The organism is Neptunomonas antarctica (assembly GCF_001305295.1).
In the GTDB taxonomy this organism is placed as follows: domain Bacteria; phylum Pseudomonadota; class Gammaproteobacteria; order Pseudomonadales; family Balneatricaceae; genus Neptunomonas; species Neptunomonas antarctica.
The window spans coordinates 80,468-103,007 of record NZ_LJSI01000023.1; the positions used below are offsets into that span (position 1 = coordinate 80,468).

The following is a 22,540-nucleotide window of genomic DNA, read 5'->3' on the forward strand; positions in this document are numbered from 1 at the left end:
ACCATAGCTATGCAATTACAAAATCCTCTTTGGGCGTTTGCGTTGAAAGTTTATTCACATTCCGAGGTCGAACAGTGCTGTTTGACCCTACAAAATGATTATGGAATGAGTATTAACCGGTTATTGTTTGCCGGCTGGTTAGCGACGCAGCATAAGCCGATCAATATTTTAGCTTTGAAACACAGTGCTGCAGGGCAGTGGCAGAACGACATCACGCATCCATTACGGGCATTGAGGTATCAGGTTCGTGGTGATCATAGCAGTGAACCCGCCTTCGCCAGTTTTTATAAGGCGATGCGACAGGCGGAGCTGGAAGCCGAAAAAATAGAGCTGGCCTACCTTTATATACTGGCGGGGGAGTGCTCTGGCGCTGGTGAATCTACAGAGACGTTAATGGTGGAAAATCTGACACAGTTGATATCAGACAAACAGTTTCCGGTTGACGTTGAATTGTATGACTTATTAGCCAGTTTAGGTCGTCAGATGTCAATCCTGGGATAAGATTGGCTTCTCTTTGAACTTTGCGGTCTAATCAGGCACTAATGCCGCAACGAATGCATTTATTAACGCACATATACACGATCTCAGGAGTAAGGGAACAGCATGAAAAAAACATTAATGGCCATGGCTGTGGCAAGTTCTTTGGTTGTAATGCCGCTCGCTCAGGCTTTTGAATTAAAAACCGATGATCAAAAAGTAAGTTACAGTTTGGGCTTGGTATTAGGTGAAAAGCTGAAGTTGGATCTGGAAACAATGGATCTGGAAGCTTTTCAGGAGGGTATTAAAGCTGTTTATAAAGGCACTACGCCGTTAATGGATTCGCAGCAAGTAGGTGAAACCATGCAGGCGTTCCAGATGAAAAAACAGGAAGAGCAGCGTCAGCAGATAGCTCAGTTGGCGCAGGATAATCTTGATAAAGGCCAGAAGTTTCTGACAGAAAATGGTAAGAAATCGGGCGTTACGACAACCGAAAGTGGTTTGCAGTATGAAGAAACTCAGGCGGGTACCGGTAAGCAACCAACGGTTACTGACACCGTTAAAGTTCATTATCGCGGTACCTTGATGGATGGTACTGAATTTGACAGCTCTTATGCACGTAATGAGCCCGTATCTTTCCCGCTTAACGGCGTTATTCCGGGTTGGACTGAAGGTCTGCAGCTGATGAAAGAAGGCGGTAAAGCGAATTTGGCGATTCCTGCTGCGCTGGCTTACGGCCCGGGTGGTATGGGTAATGCTATAGGCCCTAACTCAACACTGTTGTTTGAAGTAGAGCTATTAGAAGTTAATCCCGCTCCGGAATAAACACGCATCTCTTATGGTGTGTTTTAGATGAAAATGGCCGCTGATGCGGCCATTTTGATGTCAGAGCTGTTTATCTCAAAGTCTTTTATTTCAGAACATTCATGATGCCATTAGAGCCAATCGCGTAATATTCACCGGAACCAAAGCCAACCGAATAAATGCTGGTGCTGGTGGGCCCGTAGGCATCACGTTTGTGGGCACGCCAGCTTTTCAGTTCTTCGCCTGTCGCGCTATCCCATAATTGAATCAGGCCGGCGGCTGTTCCTGTCAGTAGCTGAGCGCTGTTTTGCGAAAAGCGTGCCGCAACATAGCTAACGCGCTTTGGGAAAAAACCTTCAGTGCCAGATAGTGTCTGGCGAATTTCACCCGTTTCGGTATCCCAGATAATAGCTTTGTCGAGATTACTCGCGCTAAAGGCGAGTTGGCCGTTGGGAGACAGGGCGACAACATCGATTATATTATCAAGTGATATCTGATGCAGAGGCTCGCCAGTGTCCATGTTCCACGCTGTTGTTTGGTAATCGTCGGAACCGGTTAATGCAATGTGCCTATCGGCGCTTAACGCAACGCTTCGCACACGTCCCTGGTGGCGCAATTTTTGACGCACTCCGCCATTTTTAATATCAAAATACACGGCTTCATGATTGCTCAGGCCTAAGAGTGCATAATCGCCCTCTGAAGACAGAGCCAAATCCAGTATTTCTCCGGGGGAGCTCCAGAACCATTCCGGTTGCCCGGTTAATGTGTGCCAGAGAACCAGATCCTGCTGTGTGGCGGTAACCGCAAAATTGGCTTCGGGGGAGAAGCCGGACTCAGCAATGATGGAGAGTTCACCTTGGCGGTGATTCCAGTCAAACAGACGCGCATTCTTCTGGATATCCCAAAGGCTGCCCCCTTCTTGCTGCGAACCTATTACTGCGTAATGTCCATCTGCCGAAATATCAGCACTGAAAGCGCCCAGTGTTGCGTATTCAAAAAAGGTAGTAGGCGTATTAGCCTGGTCGCACGCCGCTAATGTACTTACCAGCAAAGGAATAGCTAATAGCCGGAGTGATCGTTTAAACATCACTGAGCCTATCCTATGCCTCACTATGCCCCAACCATGACTGTATCGCGGTGTGCGGTGTGCAGTATCTCAATTAGCTGATCTTCTAAGGCGAAACGTTCTTCCAGATTTTCCCCTAGCGTTGAGAGCTGAAACGAAAACTCCCTGATTTGCTGTACTGTCGGGTTTTTAAGAGAAGCAAAATTATCATTGAAATCGAGAGCAGCATCCGTTGTAGGTTGAATCCGTGGAAAAATCTTTTGTGCTTCTTCCAGGCTGCCGTCATTAAATTCGCTACCTTCGTGGAGTAGCTGTTCATAGACTTCGAAATGTCCTGACGATAAATAATCCATCATGGTTGTACAGAAAGATTCGATTTTCCCTTCTATTTCCCGGACTTCAACAGAAGGTAGTGATACAAATTTACTGATCAGCTTCTGCCTGTCATCTAGCCAGTGATCGATAATGCTACTGACACCACCCCAGCGTTCGTGTGCACTTTGGCATTTTTCTAACATAATCGAATCCTTATTCGTTAATATGATTTAATACTAATACTAAGCGACTTTCAGGTGCAAGAGAGATCAATCTCTGGTGTAGTCAAAATAGGCGGTTATACTTACCTGACATTGATTTATCTCAACGGGAGCCTTCAGGTTATGCTACTACGTTTTTTCGCGATTGTTTTATTAAGTTTGTGGTTACCTGCCGTGTGGGCAGCGGAAGAAGAAGCGCCGGCTGCTGCAGAGTACGTCGGTTATGTTGAGCTCAAGCCTTTTATTACCAATTTTGGTGGTGAGGGAAAAGTGCGTTTCCTTAAATGTGAAGTGACTATTCAGGTGAGTTCAGAAGATACCAGCTATGCGATTAATCACCATATGGCAAATGTCAGGAATGATTTAGTCTTTCTGTTTAGTGCGCAGACGGAAGCAGATTTAGAAACGGTTGAAGCGCAGAAAATTCTGGCAAAGAAAGGCTTAGCGCTTATTCAGAAGCTACTAATAGAAGAGGAAGGTGAGGCGATGGTCACCGACCTCTTCTTTACCAGCTTTGTTATTCAGTAAGCCCTACAGGCTGCTAACAATGCTCAGCTAGCTAAGTAAGCTGCCAGGTATTGATCGAAGTCGAGTGTGTCGCTGGCTTCGATTGCATTTTGTTCTGCCAGTGATGCCTGCGCTTGCTGTGTGAAATCCTTCTGTATATCTTCAGGCAGGGTTGACTGATTGAACGTTTGTTTATGCTCCGCACTCTTCTGCAGCAACCATTCTGTATGATTTAAGCCGCTTTCTTTGAGAGCGCTTAATACTTGTGCAGAGGGCGTTAGGGAGACGTCGTCCAGTTTGCTGTGCTGTGCTGTGACCGCATTCTGATAATCGGCGCCCTGATGCAGGGTATCCAGCATTACGGCTGTCATCTGTACTTGTGCAAGTATGTTGTTACCTGCCTCAATCAGTGAAACAGGGCCGTCCAGTGTTTCCAGTGTCAGGCCTGGTTCGCGGCCTCGGGTCACAACTTTTTCTAAATTATCGCTAATCATGTCGCATTCAGTAATGCCGATTTCATCATCGCTCATTAACAGGCAGCTAATCAGAAAAGCATCCAAAAATTTGGCTTGCTGAATATCCATGCCGATCGGTAAAAATGGGTTGATATCGGTATTACGTACTTCGATATATTCAACGCCCCTCTGGTGCAATGCATGCAGAGGTTTTTCGCCGGGCTGGGCAACCCGTTTAGGGCGTATATCGCTGTAATATTCGTTCTCAATCTGCAGAATGCTGGTGTTGAGTTGTTTATACTGGCCATCTACTTTAGTGCCTATGGCTTCATAGGCAGCATAAGATGTATGGATCGCTCTATGTAATGAACTGATATAGGTATTAAGGTGATTAAAACAGATGCTCAATGACGCTTGGGCTTTATTTGAGTAACCCAAATCACTCATACGTAACGACGTAGCATAAGGCAGATAAAGGGTATGCTCGTGTAGCGTTTCAAGTTGATGTTTCTTTCCTTTAAGAAAAGAATCACACAACGCTGGAGACGCGCCAAACAGGTAGAGCAACAGCCAGGAATTACGGCGAAAATTGCGTATTAGTCTGAAATACGAGGCTGAACGGAAAGACTGCAATGAATCGGTATTTTTCTGCAATGTCTGTAAGGCACGCCAAAAGTCATCAGGTAACGAAAAGTTATAATGAATACCGGCAATAGTTTGCATCATTTTACCGTAACGATGCTCAAGACCCACCCGATAAATATGCTTTAGCTGACCGACATTAGAGGTGCCGAAGTGCGCGATAGGTACAGCGGCTTCGTTCTTAATATGGCAAGGCATGCTGCCTCCCCATATCAGTTCTTCATCTAAGTGCTGGTAACTGAAGCGATGTAAGTTCTCAAGATGGCTTAAAGCGTCCTCCGGCTTTTCAAAAACAGGCGTGATAAATTCCAGTAGCGATTCAGAATAATCGGTCGTAATCGTACCGTTGGTCAGTGCTGATCCAAGCCCTATAGGGTGATCTGACTGAGACAGTTCGCCTGTGCGATCAACACGTAAACCTTCTTTTTCGATACCGTGCAGCACACCCTTTAAGTATGTGTGGTTGCCGGTAGAAAGCAATTGTTCAAGCTGTTTTTTCAGAACGGATGCCAAAGCCTAGCCCTTCTTGGATGATAAAATGGCAGACATTATAACCAGAGTCGCCGGATTAAAGCACAGAAACAGTGCGTTGCATTATTTAACTTTAAATCCCGCCGCTTTTAATCCTGCTGTAAGGCTATTTAGTAAGGGCTTTTCATGGGGTACTTTGGCTCGTGTTGTGGTTGCTGTCATATGAGGCTTGCTGGATTTTTCTGAGGCTGATCTGTCTTGGTTTTCCATCGGTCTCTTGTGAGTGCTTTGTATTGCGCTTTTCATAGGCTGGCTTTTCATAGAGAGAGCAATGCGACGTCTGGCTTCATCAACGTCGGTCACGCGGACCTGCACAATATCACCGGTTTTAACAACGCTGTGTGGGTCTTTTACAAATTGATCCGCGAGTTGCGAGATGTGCACCAGGCCGTCTTGATGTACGCCGATATCGATAAAAGCGCCAAAGTTGGTGACATTGGTCACAACCCCTTCCAGTTGCATATCGATATGTAGATCTTTCAGCGTTTCTACTCCGGCCGCAAATTGTGCTGTTTTGAACTCCGGACGTGGATCTCTGCCTGGCTTTTCAAGTTCGGCGATGACATCGCGCACTGTATATTCACCATAGTGCTGCGACACAAATTGATGTGAGGTGAGGGTTTTAATCAGCGCGCTATTACCGATCAGTTCGGCTGCTTTACAGTGCAACGTGCTGGCCATGCTGTCGACCAGTGCATAGGCTTCAGGGTGTACGGCAGAGTTATCCAATGGCTGTTGTCCTTCGCGGATGCGCAGAAAAGCGGCACACTGCTCGAAGGCTTTAGCGCCGAGCCTGGGGACTTTGAGAAGCTGTTTACGATCGCCGAAGCGGCCTTGCTTGTCACGGTAATCGATAATGTTTTGCGCGGTTTTTTTATTGAGTCCGGCGACTTTAGCCAGTAATTCGCAGGAGGCGGTATTCAGGTCGACGCCCACATGGTTGACACCGTCTTCGACCACGTTTTCCAATGAAGCTGCCAGCGATTTTTGATCGACATCGTGCTGATACTGGCCAACACCAATCGCTTTAGGATCTATTTTAACCAGTTCCGCCAGGGGGTCCTGCAAGCGTCGGGCGATTGATACGGCGCCGCGAATAGTGACATCCAGATCGGGGAACTCATGGCTGGCCAGTTCCGACGCTGAATACACAGAGGCGCCTGCTTCGCTGACGATAACGGCGCTGAAATTTAGCTCAGGATGGCGTGTGCCAAGATCTTTAATCAGCTGTTCCGTTTCTCTTGAAGCGGTACCATTACCGATACTGATTAATGAGACGTCGTGTTTGGCGACCAGCTTTGCCAGCGTACTGAGCGATTCATCCCAGCGCTTATGCGGCGCATGCGGGTATAGGGTGCAGTGATCCAGTAATTTCCCAGTAGCATCAACCACGGCAGCTTTGGTGCCGGTGCGTAGTCCAGGGTCCAGCCCCAGGGTGATTTTTTGCCCGGCGGGTGCCGCGAGCAACAGATCTTTGAGGTTACGTGCAAACACCTTAATCGCTTCGCTTTCTGCTTCCTCACGTAAGCGCTTCAGCAGATCCGTTTCGATTTGTTTATGGAGTTTCTGTGTCCATGTCTGCGCAACACAGTTTTGTAACCAGCGTTCACGACTACTGTTACCGGTAGGGATGCGGGTATGGTGTGCAATAATCTGTACGGGTTCGTTTTGCATGGTTGCTTCGGGCAGCAGGGATATTTTCAATTCACCCGCTTTGTTTCCCCGGAACATAGCTAAAGCCCGATGTGATGGCATTTTTCGGAGAGGCTCTCTATGGTCGTAGTAATCGCGAAATTTACTGTCATCCGTGGCTTTACCGCGCGCTACGGCAACGGTGGCAATACTATTGCCCCAGAGCCATTTGCGTAATTTGTCCAATAGGTCGGCTTGTTCAGAGAACTGCTCTATTAAAATTTGCTGTGCCCCCGCCAATGCACTTTCTTGATCAGGAACTTCTTTATCCGGATTAATATAATGGCTGGCGGCCTGCATAGGATCACAGGGTGTATTGAGTAGTTGTAGCGCCAGAGGCTCAAGCCCTGCTTCCCGCGCGGCCTGAGCTTTACTGCGGCGTTTAGGACGATAAGGCAGGTACAAATCTTCGAGACGTACTTTTGTCTCAGCGGTGGTGATAGCTGTCGTTAGTTCGGGTGTTAATTTTCCCTGTTCCTGAATACTTTGCAGTATCGTCTTTCTACGACTTTCCAGATCTCGGAGGTAATCTACGCGCAGGGCCAATTGGCGTAATTGGATATCGTCCAGTGCACCGGTGACTTCTTTACGGTAACGGGCAATGAAAGGCACCGTCGCACCTTCATCCAGCAGGGTAATAGTGGCAGAGACCTGTTGTGGGCGAACACCCAATTCCTGAGCAATTTGTGCAGCGAGATTCATAAGGCTATCCAATTCATGAGGTATATCCCGTTCATAAGGCCTATCCGGTTCAAGGCGACTGGGTGAGCGCGACATTTAGAAAATGCTCATCAGAATAGCATTCAAATATACGCCAGTAAAAAGGGAGGCGAATAGCCTCCGATCATAAAATAGTGGATTGCCCGGCGCTTAGGGAACTTGTAGTACCTGCATTGAGTTTGTTCCGCCGTGCTCGCCCAGTTTAGCGCCACGTGTGAGAATGATGAGATCGCCACTGTTGAGCAGATCTTTCGCTTTTAAACCGGCCATTATTTCATCATTTAAGCGTGCCTCAGGGATACTGGTAGCATCAAAGTGCATCGCTTCAACGCCTCGGTACAGGGCCATACGACGCATGGTACGGTCATGACGGGTAAGGGCGTAAATAGGTAAGCCTGAACGAATACGAGACATCCAGCGCGGCGTCGACCCCGACTCTGTCAGGCAGATAATAGCTTTGATACCGACCAGATGATTGGCCGTGTACATCGCAGAGCGGGCAATGGTTTCATCGATACGGTCGCCTCGCTGGGTGATGTTGGTTGTTGCCGGGCGAGCCGACTGATGGCGTTCTGCACCCTGACAGATTTCGGTCATGGACTTAACCACTTCCACCGGAAAATCCCCCGCCGCTGTTTCTGCAGAGAGCATGACGGCATCAGTACCATCCAGAATGGCATTTGCCACATCAAAGACTTCTGCTCGTGTCGGCATCGAACTTTTGATCATGGTTTCCATCATTTGTGTTGCTGTAATGACGGTACGGCTTAATTCGCGGGCGCGATTGATAATGTGTTTTTGTACGCCAATCAACTCAGCATCGCCAATCTCGACACCTAAATCACCCCGCGCCACCATGACGCTATCGCTGGCCAGAATCAGCTTATCCAGCACATCATTGTCTGCTACTGCTTCGGCGCGTTCAATTTTAGCAATAATTTCTGCACGGCTGCCTGCTGCCAGTAACAGTGCTCTGGCCTCATCAATATCGGCGGCGGAGCGCGGAAACGACACTGCAACGTAATCCATATCGAGTTCTGCGACCACCAGAATGTCACGCTTATCTTTAGCCGTGAGTGCTGCGGCTGACAATCCGCCGCCTTGTTTGTTGATGCCTTTGTTATTAGACAGTGGACCGTTGAGCAGTACTTCTGTTTCGACGCGGGATCCAATGACGTTAAGTACTTTTAGCTGCATGCGGCCATCATCCAGCAGTAAAATATCGCCGGGAACACAGTCTTTGGGCAATTCTTTATAATCCAGGCCTACTTGATATTGATCCCCGTCAGTACTTGATAGTTCTCCATCAAGTGTGAATTTATCACCTTTTTTTAGTTCGATGCGGTCGGTTTTGAATTTAGTAATCCGAATTTTAGGTCCTTGCAGGTCGCCCATCACAGCGACTATTTTGCCAATACGGCGGGCGGTAGCCTGCACTTCTTGCGCTCGTCGTCGGTGGTCATCTGCAGTTCCGTGGGAGAAGTTTAAACGTACCACGTTAACGCCTGAACGAATTAACTCTTCCAGCACACCGGGTCGGTCTGTTGCAGGTCCTAAAGTAGCTACAATTTTAGTACGTTTCAGCATAAGAGTTCTCAGTTAACTGTGTTTAAGAGAGGAGACAATCCAGAGAGCACCACTCGATCCTTCTGTTCGTGTGAAAATAAGATGTTTGTTATAGAATCATAGCAGCAGATAATTTCTACTTCATACTAAGATCTGTGTATTTTTATATTAAATTATTTGAAGGGGCGTGATTCTGGCAAGGTATTTTTCATCTTATCGTCCGTTAACCACTATAGTGTTGGTGCTTATCTTTATTATTTTGCTGACTCAGGTTGCGCTGCTGAGTCGTCAGCAGGCGATGCAAAATATGCAACAGAGAGCGCAGGCTGATATGAATCGCTATCTGCTGAGTTTGCAGCAGAAGCTGGATCGTTATAAAGATTTACCTCGTTTACTCTCAACGCATTCAGAGCTAACTAATACCTTACTATATGATCCGAGCAACGACGCCAAAATGAGGGCGAGTCTTTATCTGGAGCAGGTAAATGATGTGATCGGCGCATCCGACACCTACTTGATGAATGCGAAGGGTGTTGCTATTGCTGCCAGTAACTGGAGTGAGGATGCATCGTTTGTGGGTCGGGATTTCAGCTTCAGACCGTATTTCCAGGATGCGATTGAGGGACGTTCAGGGCGTTATTTTGCCTTGGGTACCACCTCTAAAAAACGCGGTTATTTTTTCTCTTATCCGGTGGCGCATCGTGGGCAAATTATCGGTGCAGTGATCGTGAAAATTGATCTTAATGAGATCGAGAAAGATTGGAATGATGCCACCACTGATCTGTTGGTGAGTGATGAAGATGGGGTTATTTTCATTTCGACACGTGAAGACTGGAAGTTCCATACGCTGACCCCTTTGAGTGAGACAGACGTGCAGCGTATCTATAAAAGTTTGCGCTATGGTGATTATCCCCTAACATCTCTGCAAATTATTAAGCGTCAACAGCGCGATGACGGTAGCCAGTTGATTACATTGGTAGACGGCAAGGTTATTCGTAATTCCGCATTGGATGGTGCTCGTACGGGTGAGTATCTGCTACAGAGCACGACGGTGAATGATGCCGGTTTTACTGTCTCTATACTGGCCAGTATGAAGCCGGTACATCGGCAGGTATTGAATGCCATCATGCTGGCGGCATTCATTTATATCGCGGTGATTTTACTGATAATGGTGGTACTTTCAAGGCGTCGGATTGTTAAAGAAAGAACCCGGTTCAAGCGGCGTGAGTTAGCGTCGTTGGAGAAAAATGAAGCTAGAATCCGGGACATTATTGATAATACCCACGCCGGACTGGTTACGCTGGATATGGGTGGGCTGGTTGAGTCATTTAATCGCACCGCTGAAAAACTATTCGGGTATCGTGAAGAGGATGTAAAACGTCAGCATTTCAGTGTGTTTTTGGTGGAGGCCGATCGTACAGTATGTTGGCAGCATATAACGACGATGGCTAAAGAGCCGGGATCTGATTTGATGATTGAAGCATCTGGCAAGCGCCAGAATGGTACTTGTTTTCCGATTGAAATTACCATCGGTAAAATGCCAAGAGAAGATGGGTTGCGCTTTATTGTGACTATTCATGATATTACTCAACGTAAAGAATATGAATTGGCACTGCAAAAAGCTCAGACAGAACTGGAATCCCGGGTACGTGAGCGTACGCTTGACCTGACCTGTGCGAATGTGAAGCTCAGAGATGAGATAGAGCTTCATCAAAACACCCAGAATGAATTGATTCAAACGGCAAAACTAGCCGTATTGGGCCAAATGTCTGCGGGTATCAATCATGAACTCAATCAGCCACTGACGGCGATCCGGGCGTATGCTGATAATGCCAGACAATTTCTGAAAATGGATCGCTTAGAGCCGGTTGAACAAAACCTTTCTGAGATCAGTCAGTTGACTGAGCGCATGGCGAAGATCATTCATCCTTTAAAAGAGTTCTCTCGTAAAACCAGCGGCCAGGCAGAGTCCGTATGTATGAAATCAGTCAGGGATGGCGCAATGTCTATTATGTATGGACGCTTGAGCCGTGAAAAGGTCGTGATTAGCTGGCCTCCACGGCTGGAGTCCTGCTTTGTTCTGGGCGATATCGTACGTATTGAGCAGGTGATGGTGAATCTGATTGGGAATGCTATACAAGCCATGGAGTCATTACCTGACAAACGTATTGATATTACGCTGACCTATCATGACACTAAACAGGTTCTTGACGTGCGTGATTATGGCCCGGGCATTCCTGACGAAGAGCTGGGGCGGGTATTCGAACCTTTCTATACGACAAAAAAAGCGGGTCAGGGGTTGGGTCTGGGATTATCTATTTCCTATCGTATTATTGATAGTCTGGGTGGAGAATTAAGCGTTTCCAACCATTCTGAAGGCGGCGCCTTATTTAAATTAGCGCTGCCTGCTGACACTGCGCGCGCGACTTTAATCAAAAACTGACAACCATATAGCGGGATAACGTATGCAGTCTCTGGATCTGAATCAAAGCACTTTGTCGCAAAACAATCTGCATCAAAATAATGCGGTGCTTCTTGTTGATGATGAAAAACATATCCGGCTCTCTGCCGGGCAGACTCTGGAACTGGCCGGTTATAGTGTCTTGGCTCTGTCGAATGCTGAAAAAGCGCTCGGGCATATTAGCGGTGAGTGGGGCGGTGTGTTGGTTACCGATATTAATATGCCGGGCATTGATGGTTTGGAGTTGATGCAGCGCGCGCATGTGATTGATCCTGATTTGCCGGTTATTCTGATCACAGGACATGGTGATATTTCAATGGCAGTCAGCGCCATGCGTAATGGTGCTTATGACTTTATTGAGAAGCCTTTCTCGACTGATCTGCTGGTGGATATCGTGCGCCGGGCGATGGATAAACGTGCGTTAACCATCGAGAATCGGAGATTGCGTCAGGAGCTGGACGCGCAAAATGCGCCGGGTCCTCGTATTATTGGTAATACGCCGGCGGTTACGCAGTTACGCCGCTTAGTTAATACGGTAGCCGATACGCCGGCTGATATTCTGATACTTGCCGAGACGGGTGCCGGTAAAGATTTGATAGCGCGTTATATTCATGAGCATAGTGGCCGACGGGATAAAAATTTCGTTGCGATTAACTGCGGTGCCGTACCCGAAAGTCTGATAGAAAGCGAACTGTTCGGCCATGAGAAGGGCGCTTTTACCGATGCTAAAGCCAAGCGTATCGGTAAATTTGAGCATGCGAATGGCGGTACCTTGTTTCTTGATGAGATTGAAAGCATGCCGCTGGCGTTGCAGGTAAAGCTGCTGCGGGTGTTAGAAGAGCGCACCATAGAGCGGCTGGGTTCCAATGAGCTGATACCTTTGAATATACGGGTCATTGCCGCCAGTAAAATGGATTTGAAAGAACAGGCCGAACGTGGCGCTTTTCGTGAAGATCTCTATTACCGTTTAAATGTTGTGCGGGTAGACGTGCCTCCGCTGAGGAATCGTTTGGATGATGTACCTATGCTTTTTCAGCATTTTTCAATTTTGGCCTCTGCTCAATACAACAGAGAAGTTTTGCCGCTGAATATGGAACGGATGCACAGTCTGATGACGCATGATTGGCCGGGTAATGTCAGAGAGCTACGCAATTTAGCAGAGCGATATGTATTGCTGGGTGAAAGTTGCACCTTTGATTTTGATAACCGGCCGATTACTGACAGTTCTGTGACGGGTAAAATGACACTGCCTGAGCAGGTGGAGCGCTTTGAAAAAATACTGCTACAAACTGAATTATCCAGACATGGTGGTTCTATCAAAGATACATTGGACAGTCTCGGGCTGCCGCGCAAGACGCTATACGATAAAATGAGAAAATATGATCTGGATAAAAACGATTACAAGGCGTGAGAAAAACACATAAAAAAGGCCTCTTAGTGAGGCCTTTTTAGTTTATATGTTACGGCTTTTATCAGAGCTTAAATCGGTTCACCAATGACTCAAGCTGCGTTGCCAGTGAACCCAATTCAGAAGATACTGATGTGAGCTGCGTAGCGCGGTCTGCTGTACGGCTCGCGCTTTGACTAATATCCTGCACGCTGCTTTCAACACTATCTGCCATCATGGATTGCTCTTTAATAGCACTGGCAACCTGATGGTTCATATCATTGATGATACGTACTTCTTCAGCGATATTAACCAAGGCATCCGAGGTTTTTTGAACGCTTACCACCCCTTTTTCTGCGCTTAACATCGCGCCTTCCATGACACTAACTGCGCCTTCGGCATCCTTCTGCAGGCGATTAATAATAGTATTGATCTCTTCTGTAGAGTGATGCGTACGACTAGCCAGTGTTCTGACTTCGTCGGCCACTACCGCAAAGCCTCGTCCTTGTTCCCCGGCACGCGCGGCTTCTATGGCGGCGTTTAAGGCCAGTAAGTTGGTCTGTCCTGCAATTTTCTGAATCACTTCCAGTACCGTGCCGACATTCTGGCTTTGGTCATTAAGTTGCTGAATGACGTGTGTTGCCTGAGAAATATTTTCTTTCAATGCTTCAATGGCATGTAGTGCTTCTTGAGTGATTTTTGTGCTGTTGGTAGTTTCTTGGAGCGCCAGATCTGAAGCTGCGACTGTGTGCTCTGCATTAGTCGCGACACTTTGAGTAGCGGCTCCCATTTGTTCCATAGCAGAGGCAACAGAGCTGGTCTGAATCTGTTGGTTATGCACGGCTTGTGATGCCATATTGGCGATATCATTGATTTGGAGACTCGACGTGCCGAGCTTCAATATGGTGTTGCTGACTTGTTTTAAACTATCGTGGAAGTGATTCAGCATGGAATTGAAAGCGGTCGACATCTGACCTATTTCGTCGTTCGACGTCACTTCAATTCGCAGGTTGAGATTGGCGTCTTTTTCAATGGTATTAATAGTTTGGCTGAGCCGGTTGATAGGCGTGACGACCAGACGACGTAATAATAAACTGATTATAATAATGCCGCCGATAAATAAGATCAGTTCAACCAAAGCGACAGCAGTAATATTGCTGAATACCGCCGCATCCAGATTTTCAAATGAGTAAGTCACGCGTACCGCGCCAAGAATCTGGCCTTCTGGGACCTGGTGGCACAATAAGCAATTGGTACCTTTGTAGCTACTTAATGCTTTCATCGGGGTGACTACGACGAGGCGATGGCCTTTATCGTCATTAATCTCTTCGATGATATGCTCGCCCTTCATTGCGCGGCGGTCAAAATCATCCTGTATGCCGGAGTCTGCTGAGCCCGGACCATAAACGGCTGTTACGGCCTTGCCTCGAATAATACGCGCTTCGATTAACTCTTCGTTGGTAGTGATTTTTTGTTGCAGAGTAGAACGGTTAGCCATAGCACCACTAATCATCAGCATATTGATGCTATCAAAGTAAGAGTCAGCAGTTGTTAATGTCGTTTTACGAGCGACTTCATCAATCAGTCCCGTTTGGCTTTTGAATATGGCTGTTAGACTGCTGATCAGAACAATAGTGAAAACGGCAATCAAAGAGAGGTTTACTTTCGTTTGAATGGATATCCCTTTATGTATAGTCACACCAACTCCTGCATTTTGAAAAGGATTTAATCCCATTAATGTTAGCTTAACATCGGCAAACTGTAGGGGATCTTGAGTCTTTTGTCCTGAACTTACATCAATGAATATCTGAATTTGTCTTGGTTCGTATCATCTCCTCAAAATAGATGTGTGGATTTCCGCCTATTTAGGGGTTAAAGGATGGGTGGAAATACGCCATATTGTTATGGTAGTAGTAAGTGATGTTTATTATAACTTATTGTTTTTGATTTAGAAAAAAAAGTTGGCCCTGTATTTGCTTTGTTAGTATTAGATGTCAGCGTTATATTTTTTATTAAATAGGCGCGGGCAACAAACGCGAAACAATCAGAATAAATCCAAAAACAGGAGATACACAATGCGTTTACTGACAGCCGCTGTAACTACGCTAGCGTTGGCATTCGGTGCTCAAGCCGCCGTAGCCTCGCCCGTCGAAATTAAATTTTCTCATGTCGTTGCTGAGAATACTCCCAAGGGTCAGATGGCGATCAAGTTTAAAGAACTGGTCGCTGAACGCCTTGCTGGTCGTGTTGAAGTTGATGTTTTTCCTAGCTCTCAGTTATTCGGCGATAATAAAGTGCTGGAAGCCATGTTGCTGGGTGACGTGCAGTTAGCTGCGCCATCATTGTCAAAATTCCAGCAATACACCAAACAACTACAAATCTACGATCTGCCTTTCCTGTTTAAAGATATGGAAGCTGTTGAGCGTTTTCAGCAGGGCCCTGATGGTCAGGGGCTATTAAGCTCTCTGGAGTCGAAAGGTCTGGTTGGTTTAGGTTATTTACATAACGGCATGAAGCAGTTATCTGCGAGTAACCCGATAAAAGTACCGGCAGACGCTGCGGGCAGAAAATTCCGGATTATGACGTCGGACGTACTTCAGGCGCAGTTTGAAGCCGTGGATGCCGTACCACTGAAAAAACCATTCTCTGAAGTGTTTACACTGCTACAGACAAAGGCGATCGATGGTCAGGAAAACACCTGGTCTAACATCTATTCTAAAAAATTCTTCGAAGTTCAGCCATTCATCACGGAATCTAACCATGGCGTGTTGGATTATCTGGTTGTGACCTCTGCTGAGTTCTGGATGTCTTTGGATGATGATCTGCGTATTGAACTGAAAAAAGCGTTGGATGATGCGATTGCATACGGTAATGGCATTGCTGCTGAAAAAGCTAATGAAGATAAGCAGCAAATTGTTGATTCTAAGCGTTCTGAGGTGATTACTTTGACCGATGCTGAGCGTCAGCAGTGGGTTGATGCGATGAAACCCGTTTGGAAACAGTTTGAAGCAGAGATCGGTGCTGACCTTATTGAGGCGGCACAAGCCTCTAATAAGTAAGATCGTCTTGCGATAAAGACGGGCCTTCCTGGCTCGTCTGTTTTACTCAGCGTATAGCTTTAAAAATCATGTGAAAACGATAGTGTTTAGCCGAGAGCTTCTCCTGTGCTGCTGTCTTCGTACTGGTGAGCTGCGTGAGTTGAGTTGTCCTGTAAATGTTATATCAAGATAAAAATAATCGATGTCTGTAGATGGGGACTGTGATGATTAAAAAAGTGGTTTCGCACCTGGAGGAGGGATTTATATCTCTGCTTCTGGTTTCAATGACCTTACTGGTGTTCGTTGAAGTGGTGGCCCGTTTCGGCTTCAACTCCGGTATTCACTGGGCACAGGAAGCCACGCTGCTAATGGCCGCCTGGTTTGTGCTGTTCGGTGCCTCTTATGGGGTAAAAGTCGGTGCACATATTGGCGTAGATGTCTTCGTCAAAATGTTACCCGCTAATACTCACCGGTTTTTCACCTTATTAGCTATCGCGCTCTGCCTGATTTACTGCGGCCTGTTCGTCTATGGCTCTTGGATCTACCTGAGCAAGATGAAAATGATCGGCATTGAGATGGCAGATATTCCCATTCCTAAGTGGATTCCGATGAGCATATTGGTTATCGGCTTTGTGTTGTTGATTATTCGTTTCTTACAGCTTGGCTGGAAAGTTATGATTGGCGAAGCGGAGGGCTTTCATTTTGCGGATGAAGCAAAAGAGTCAATGTCCATTGCTAATGAGCTGAAAGAAACCGCACTGGGTGACCAGGATAGTAATAATACTCATCAGAATAAGGGAGATAAATCATGACTATCGCGGTTCTTTTTATCACCTTGTTTTTCTGTATGTTTATCGGCATGCCCATTGCTATCGCACTCGGCTTATCGTCAATAACGACCATTTTGATGTTTTCAAATGATTCACTGGCGTCTGTTTCGCTTAAATTATTTGAGGCAACTTCAGAACACTACACGCTATTAGCGATTCCGTTCTTTGTATTGTCATCGGCTTTCCTGTCGACCGGTGGTGTGGCCAAGCGTCTGATCAACTTTGCCGTTGATACCGTAGGCCACATTAAAGGTGGTCTGGCGATGGCGTCAGTTATGGCCTGTATGCTATTTGCGGCGGTTTCAGGCTCTTCGCCTGCAACAGTAGCGGCGATTGGAACTATCTGTATCGCCGGTATGGTGCGTTCGGGTTATCCACAGTCTTTTGCGGCGGGCGTTATTGCTAACGCCGGTACTTTAGGCATCCTGATTCCTCCTTCAATCGTCATGCTTGTTTATGCAGCGGCAACTGAAGTGTCGGCTTCGCGTATGTTTATGGCAGGGTTTATTCCCGGCCTGATGATGGGTCTTATCCTGATGATCGCGATTTACATTGTCGCGCGTATCAAAGGACTGCCTTCTCAGCCATTCCCGGGTTTTAGAAAGCTGGCGCGCTCAGGTGTGATTGCCTTAGGTGGCATGATGCTGATCTTCATCGTGTTGGGTTCTATTTATGGTGGGGTGGCATCACCGACAGAAGCGGCCGCTGTTGCTGCTGTGTATGGTTACTTTATTGCGGTGGTTGGTTATCGTGATATCGGCCCGATGAAAGGCGTTCCCTGGCAGAAGGGTGGTGAAAACTTTGCCTCTGCTGCCGCACGTAACACCGCTCAAATGTTGATGGCGATTCCTAAGTCCTTTGCCGATCCTGAAGTGCGTAAAGTGATTCTGGATGCGTCAAAAGTATCTTTGATGTTGCTGTTCATTATTGCCAATGCGATGTTGTTCGCCCACGTGCTGACGACAGAACGTATTCCGCATACGATTGCAGAGTCTATTATTGCCTGGGGCTTGCCAGCATGGGGCTTCCTGATTGTGGTAAATATCTTACTGCTGATTGCGGGTAACTTTATGGAGCCATCAGCGATCATACTGATTATGGCGCCTATTCTGTTCCCTATTGCGATGAAGCTGGGAATCGATCCGATCCATCTGGGTATCATCATGGTAGTTAACATGGAGATTGGGATGCTAACGCCGCCGGTGGGGCTGAACCTCTTCGTGACGGCAGGTATTACCGGCCAGAATATGATTTGGGTAATTAAAGCGTGTCTGCCGTGGTTATGTTTGTTATTAGGCTTCCTGATGTTGATCACTTATGTACCGCAGATATCGCTGTTTCTGCCGGAGTATATTGATAAATTAAACGGCTACTAGCAGGTTGCCGGGCTTAAAGATGAAAATCTAATTCAGTTTTAGTGAGAAGATGTGCACTTGGCCGCCCTTATGGGGCGGTTTTTTTTGTTTAGTCTCTGCCAGAGTTGAGTACAATACAAAGCTCACATAGTTGAATTGGGAAGAGATACGAACGTGTTAAGGTATATTGCTGTTTTGTGGGGCATCACCGGTATCGGGATGTTATTGGGCAGTGCGATTTATCGCCTGGGCGCGATCGGCTGGAACACGTTTGACTACACGCTGCAATGGCACCATTGGTTGGCGATGGTGGCTTGTATCCTGTTTATGGGCTTTGCTGAAGGCTATCGCGGCTTTCAACAGGCATGGTCCCCGCGTGTTGCGGCACGTATTTTGTTCCTTTCTGAAAATATAACGCCTTTCAGGTTGTTTTTAGCGCCACTGTTTTGTATGGGTTTCTTTTCTATTGCGCGCAAACGCATGATTATTACTTACAGCCTGACGCTGGGGATTATCGCGATGATACTGCTTGTTCATCAGCTGGAGCAGCCGTGGCGTGGTATTGTTGATCTCGGTGTTGTGACCGGATTGATATGGGGGTTGGCCTCTCTAGTGTTGTTTACACTGCGGGCGTTCTTCGGCAAGAATTTTGCCTACTCTCCAGAGATGCCTTGAGGAAGGTGTGCCTTTCTCACGCTGAGAATAGCGATTCAGGCCAGGGCTTTTGCCTTATCTTTACGGTGTTCTCTGAGCGCGCCGCCACGATTACTGAATTTTTATCCTTCCGGCTTGTTGAACGTGATGTTCAACAGCTGCCGCTCTCTTTTGAAAAAGGCCGGATTGAAGTTGATGGCCTTGTCGCCCAGCCGGATCAATCGCTTTCTATCGGGCAGCGGGTAACACTTAACCTCCCGGGCCATCAGGAAGCATCTGTTGACGCCAACTGGCGGATTATCTGGCAAGACAATGAGCTGATGCAAGTCTATAAACCGGCATTGCTGCCGGTTAGCCGCACGACCCGTAACCTTTACAACACCCTAATCTCTCTGGTTCGACGTGAAACCGCCTATGCTGATGCCCGGCTGTTACATCGTATGGACACTGAAACCTCAGGTGTCCTGTTGATCGCGAAGGACCAAAATGCCGACAAAAAATGGAAAAAGGATTTTCATAAACTGGTGCGCAGCAAGGTTTATCATGCCTGGGTTGACGGTCATCCGACATGGGATCAGTTGATCTTTGAGTGCGAGCTGTCGGAGAAAATTGATAGCGCTATTCGTAGTCAGATGTATGTGGTCGAGCGCAACAGTGCCGCCTGCTATTCTAAACCCAAATACAGTAAAACAACCTTTCGGGTGTTAGCGAGAAAAATCGATAGAGCACTAATCGAATGCACGCTTTTTACCGGCAGAAAACATCAGATCCGAGCACATTTGGCGCATCTGGGTCACCCGATTATCGGCGATAAGATTTATTCACACGATGGTTACTTTTATCTGAAACGGCTGGAGCAGCCGTTGACGGCGGATGATATGGCCGTATTAGGATCAGAGCATCATCTGCTGGAATCGGTACTGCTTGAGTTGGATGATCAGCTACTGGCAAGTGCTGTTGAATCCAGCCCGGTAATAAGAGTGGGAATAAACGACTCGTCAGGCATAAAAAAACCGCTGGGTTAACAGCGGCTTTTATTCTTTCTCGCATACTCAGGGTGAACTTGGGGTTTATCCCAAAAACAGTTTATAAGCCGGATTGTTCGTTTCTTCCCAGAAGTTATAGCCGATCTCATGCAGGAACTCTTTTACCTGTCCTCTCTCTGCTTCCGGTACTTGCATCCCGACCAATACCCGTCCATAGGCCGCTCCGTGGTTGCGATAATGGAACATAGAGATGTTCCAGCGGCCACCGAGTGTGCTGAGAAATTTCATCAATGCGCCAGGGCGTTCAGGAAATTCAAAGCGATAGACCACTTCATTGGAGACTGACGCTGGCGCATGCCCACCTACCATATAGCGCACATGCAGTTTTGCCGTTTCATCATCCGTCAGATCAACCACCTCTTCCAGATGTCCACGCAGCTCTTCGAGCAGTTCTTCCTTGCCGCCGTTATTCTGTTGAATCTGTATACCGGCAAAGACAACCGCGAGCTTATCATCGCTATAGCGGTAGTTAAATTCTGTAATATTGCGCTTACCGAGCGCAGCAATGAATTTCTTAAAACTACCGGGTTTTTCAGGAATCTTCGCGGCAATGATAGCTTCCCGTTTTTCCCCCAGTTCTGAACGCTCGGCGATGTGACGTAAGCGATCAAAATTGACGTTCGCGCCTGAATCAATAGCGATCAGCGTTTTCGCTTCACACTGCTCACGTGCGACATATTTTTTCAGCCCCGCTACGCCTAATGCGCCAGCGGGTTCGCAAATCGAGCGGGTATCGTCGTAGATATCCTTGATCGCGGCGCATATCTCGTCAGTGGTGATAGTGATAACTTCATCGACATATTCACGACAAATTTCGAAGGTGTTTTTACCAATTTGTGCGACAGCAACACCGTCTGCAAAAATGCCGACCTGCGATAAAGTAACGCGTTTACCGGCTTTCATCGCGGCGGCCAGGCAAGCGGAATCTTCCGACTCAACGCCGATAACTTTGGTTTCAGGTCGTAAATATTTAACATAGGCGGCGATACCCGCAATCAATCCGCCGCCACCCACCGGAACAAAGATGGCGTCAATCGGACCGGATTCCTGACGCAGCAGTTCCATGGCTACAGTACCCTGGCCCGCGATAACATCAGGGTCATCAAAGGGGTGGACATAGGTCATACCCTTTTCTGCCACTAGTTTGAGTGCATGCGCTGACGCTTCGTCAAACGTATCGCCATGCAAAATAACCTTACCGCCTAGCCGACGTACGTTATTAACCTTCAGTTCAGGTGTGGTTTTTGGCATAACAATGGTTGCTTTCACGCCAAGGTGCCTGGCCGCCATGGCCAGCCCCTGAGCGTGATTGCCTGCGGAGGCAGCAATCACGCCGCAGGCAAGCTGTTTTTCTGAGAGCTGACGCATTTTGTTAAACGCGCCGCGAATCTTAAAAGAGAAGACGGGTTGCAAGTCTTCGCGTTTCAGTAAAACCCGGTTATGCAGGCGTTCAGACAGTCCTCTGGCTTCATCCAGCGGGGTTTCGACCGCGACGTCATAGACACGCGCTTCGAGAATTCTTTTGATGTATCGGTGAGCCATAATAAAAGTACAATCAACAGAGTAGAGCGAATGGCTTGTTTATCAGTCAATCCTGAATGATTTCACAAGAAGAGCAGGAAATCCTACAAGTTGTAATGCTTTTCGTCTACAAGCGAAGGCCAATGCTGCGTATAATTCACACAAATTCTTCATAAATGAGATGTGAAATAGCATGACACAAGATGAAATGAAGTTAGCCGTAGCCCAGGCGGCTGTTGATTACATTCGCCCACGCTTAGGGCGTGAAACGATTGTGGGTGTCGGTACCGGCTCTACAGCAAACTTTTTCATCGATGAACTGGCCAAAATCAAGCATTTATTTGATGGTGCCGTTGCCAGTTCAGAAGCGACAGCCGAGCGTTTAAAAGGTCATGGTATTACGGTGTATGATCTCAATGCTGTCAACGAACTGGAAGTCTATGTGGATGGCGCGGATGAGTTTGATGCCCGCCTGAATGTAGTGAAAGGCGGTGGTGGTGCGTTAACCCGTGAGAAAATTGTTGCCGCTGTCGCTAAAGAGTTCGTCTGTATCGTGGATGCCAGTAAGCAGGTTGATGTGCTGGGTGATTTCCCGTTACCGGTTGAAGTGGTTCCGATGGCGCGCTCTTATGTTGCTCGTGAACTGGTAAAGCTGGATGGTATGCCGGTCTATCGTTCAGGTTTTATTACTGACAATGGTAATGAAATTCTGGATGTTCATGATCTGTCTATTCTGGACCCGAAAGGGTTGGAAGGCATTCTGAATAATATTGTTGGCGTGGTAACCAATGGATTATTTGCACAACGCGGTGCTGATGTGATTTTGATGGCTACGCCGGACGGTGTGCAGACTATTAAGCACTGATATTGCAGCGCTGACTTATTATCTGAAGTCCTACTTAACTACACAGTTGATCCACTGTGCCTCAGACATAAAAAAGCCGCTTAGTTAAGCGGCTTTTTTACATCAATTAATAGGCTATTTAGCGATAAGCAGCCTATTACCACTGCACTACTTTTATCAGCACAATGCTCACTGGCATAGTCACCCATACTAAAGCAACCAGATTGATTACTATCCAGCCATAACCGGAATTGTCACTAAACTTCTCATCATGATGAGCCATGGAATTCACCCTAATAATTTAAAATTTGCATAGAACTTATATCGGACTTTCTTTTTTAAGTTGTTTTTTTTGCAGTGAATTCTAACAGTAAACAAAGGGTTTATATAGCTTTTTGGAATAACCAC

The 22,540-nt window shown here is 47.0% G+C and carries 19 protein-coding genes; 11 read left to right on the top strand and 8 right to left on the bottom strand.

From position 1 onward, the window contains the following. Positions 1–9: 9 nt before the first annotated feature. On the top strand, positions 10–501 hold the full coding sequence (locus Nant_RS04475; RefSeq protein ID WP_054340447.1) for a TIGR02444 family protein: 492 nt from the start codon (positions 10–12) through the stop codon (positions 499–501). 102 nt (positions 502–603) lie between these two features. Continuing rightward, the gene (locus tag Nant_RS04480) at positions 604–1,302 is read left to right on the top strand and encodes a BamJ family beta-barrel-assembly machinery protein (protein ID WP_054340448.1); all 699 of its coding nucleotides are present in this window, start codon (positions 604–606) and stop codon (positions 1,300–1,302) included. An 85-nt stretch (positions 1,303–1,387) separates the two neighbouring features. Here Nant_RS04480 and Nant_RS04485 read toward each other — a convergent pair whose 3' ends face one another. Together Nant_RS04485 and Nant_RS04490 are read right to left on the bottom strand one after the other, a co-directional pair. Further along, positions 1,388–2,368 (bottom strand): WD40 repeat domain-containing protein, encoded by a 981-nt coding sequence (locus Nant_RS04485; protein ID WP_054340449.1) that lies wholly within the window; start codon positions 2,366–2,368, stop codon positions 1,388–1,390. 23 nt (positions 2,369–2,391) lie between these two features. Continuing rightward, complete coding sequence (locus tag Nant_RS04490; RefSeq protein ID WP_054340450.1) at positions 2,392–2,865, bottom strand: Rsd/AlgQ family anti-sigma factor; 474 nt, start codon at positions 2,863–2,865, stop codon at positions 2,392–2,394. A 141-nt stretch (positions 2,866–3,006) separates the two neighbouring features. Here Nant_RS04490 and Nant_RS04495 point away from each other — a divergent pair, with 141 nt between their 5' ends. Further along, positions 3,007–3,411: a flagellar basal body-associated FliL family protein gene (locus Nant_RS04495; protein WP_054340451.1), complete on the top strand. Its 405-nt coding sequence runs from the start codon at positions 3,007–3,009 to the stop codon at positions 3,409–3,411. Between the two features lie 23 nt (positions 3,412–3,434). Here Nant_RS04495 and gshA read toward each other — a convergent pair whose 3' ends face one another. From gshA to pyk, 3 genes are all read right to left on the bottom strand, one after another. Continuing rightward, positions 3,435–5,000 (bottom strand): glutamate--cysteine ligase, encoded by a 1,566-nt coding sequence (gene gshA, locus Nant_RS04500; protein ID WP_054340452.1) that lies wholly within the window; start codon positions 4,998–5,000, stop codon positions 3,435–3,437. 81 nt (positions 5,001–5,081) lie between these two features. Then, on the bottom strand, positions 5,082–7,487 hold the full coding sequence (locus Nant_RS04505; protein WP_054340453.1) for a Tex family protein: 2,406 nt from the start codon (positions 7,485–7,487) through the stop codon (positions 5,082–5,084). Positions 7,488–7,580: 93 nt separating this feature from the next. After that, positions 7,581–9,017 carry a pyruvate kinase gene (pyk, locus tag Nant_RS04510; protein WP_054340454.1) on the bottom strand — a complete coding sequence of 479 codons (1,437 nt, stop codon included), beginning with the start codon at positions 9,015–9,017 and terminating at the stop codon, positions 7,581–7,583. Between the two features lie 166 nt (positions 9,018–9,183). Between pyk and Nant_RS04515 the strand changes: the two genes are divergently transcribed. Both Nant_RS04515 and Nant_RS04520 read left to right on the top strand, forming a co-directional pair. Then, a complete protein-coding gene (locus tag Nant_RS04515) occupies positions 9,184–11,439 on the top strand; it encodes an ATP-binding protein (protein ID WP_238377066.1) in 2,256 nt (751 codons plus the stop codon). Between the two features lie 22 nt (positions 11,440–11,461). After that, on the top strand, positions 11,462–12,868 hold the full coding sequence (locus tag Nant_RS04520; protein WP_082400074.1) for a sigma-54-dependent transcriptional regulator: 1,407 nt from the start codon (positions 11,462–11,464) through the stop codon (positions 12,866–12,868). Positions 12,869–12,929: 61 nt separating this feature from the next. Here the strand turns inward: Nant_RS04520 and Nant_RS04525 are convergent, their stop codons facing one another. Further along, a complete protein-coding gene (locus Nant_RS04525; RefSeq protein ID WP_238377067.1) occupies positions 12,930–14,543 on the bottom strand; it encodes a methyl-accepting chemotaxis protein in 1,614 nt (537 codons plus the stop codon). A gap of 376 nt (positions 14,544–14,919) precedes the next feature. On the opposite strand from Nant_RS04525, the gene Nant_RS04530 reads away from it, so the two are divergent. The 5 genes from Nant_RS04530 (at position 14,920) to Nant_RS21500 (ending at position 19,746) form a co-directional block, all read left to right on the top strand. Beyond that, positions 14,920–15,903, top strand: a complete 984-nt coding sequence (locus Nant_RS04530) for a TRAP transporter substrate-binding protein (RefSeq protein WP_054340456.1) — start codon at positions 14,920–14,922, stop codon at positions 15,901–15,903. Positions 15,904–16,106: 203 nt separating this feature from the next. Next, the gene (locus Nant_RS04535) at positions 16,107–16,694 is read left to right on the top strand and encodes a TRAP transporter small permease (RefSeq protein WP_054340457.1); all 588 of its coding nucleotides are present in this window, start codon (positions 16,107–16,109) and stop codon (positions 16,692–16,694) included. Next, positions 16,691–18,088, top strand: a complete 1,398-nt coding sequence (locus Nant_RS04540) for a TRAP transporter large permease (protein ID WP_054340458.1) — start codon at positions 16,691–16,693, stop codon at positions 18,086–18,088. The genes Nant_RS04535 and Nant_RS04540 overlap by 4 nt, the downstream gene beginning before the upstream one ends. A 153-nt stretch (positions 18,089–18,241) precedes the next feature. Further along, complete coding sequence (locus Nant_RS04545) at positions 18,242–18,742, top strand: hypothetical protein (RefSeq protein WP_054340459.1); 501 nt, start codon at positions 18,242–18,244, stop codon at positions 18,740–18,742. Positions 18,743–18,747: 5 nt separating this feature from the next. Further along, entirely contained in the window at positions 18,748–19,746 is a 999-nt protein-coding gene (locus tag Nant_RS21500) for an RluA family pseudouridine synthase (protein ID WP_076496048.1), read from the top strand. A 45-nt stretch (positions 19,747–19,791) separates the two neighbouring features. On the opposite strand, the gene ilvA is transcribed toward Nant_RS21500, so the two are convergent. After that, positions 19,792–21,309: a threonine ammonia-lyase, biosynthetic gene (gene ilvA / locus Nant_RS04555; protein WP_054340460.1), complete on the bottom strand. Its 1,518-nt coding sequence runs from the start codon at positions 21,307–21,309 to the stop codon at positions 19,792–19,794. 172 nt (positions 21,310–21,481) lie between these two features. On the opposite strand from ilvA, the gene rpiA reads away from it, so the two are divergent. Beyond that, complete coding sequence (gene rpiA, locus Nant_RS04560) at positions 21,482–22,153, top strand: ribose-5-phosphate isomerase RpiA (protein WP_054340461.1); 672 nt, start codon at positions 21,482–21,484, stop codon at positions 22,151–22,153. A gap of 136 nt (positions 22,154–22,289) precedes the next feature. On the opposite strand, the gene Nant_RS21785 is transcribed toward rpiA, so the two are convergent. After that, complete coding sequence (locus tag Nant_RS21785) at positions 22,290–22,415, bottom strand: hypothetical protein (RefSeq protein ID WP_274378315.1); 126 nt, start codon at positions 22,413–22,415, stop codon at positions 22,290–22,292. Positions 22,416–22,540 lie beyond the last annotated feature (125 nt).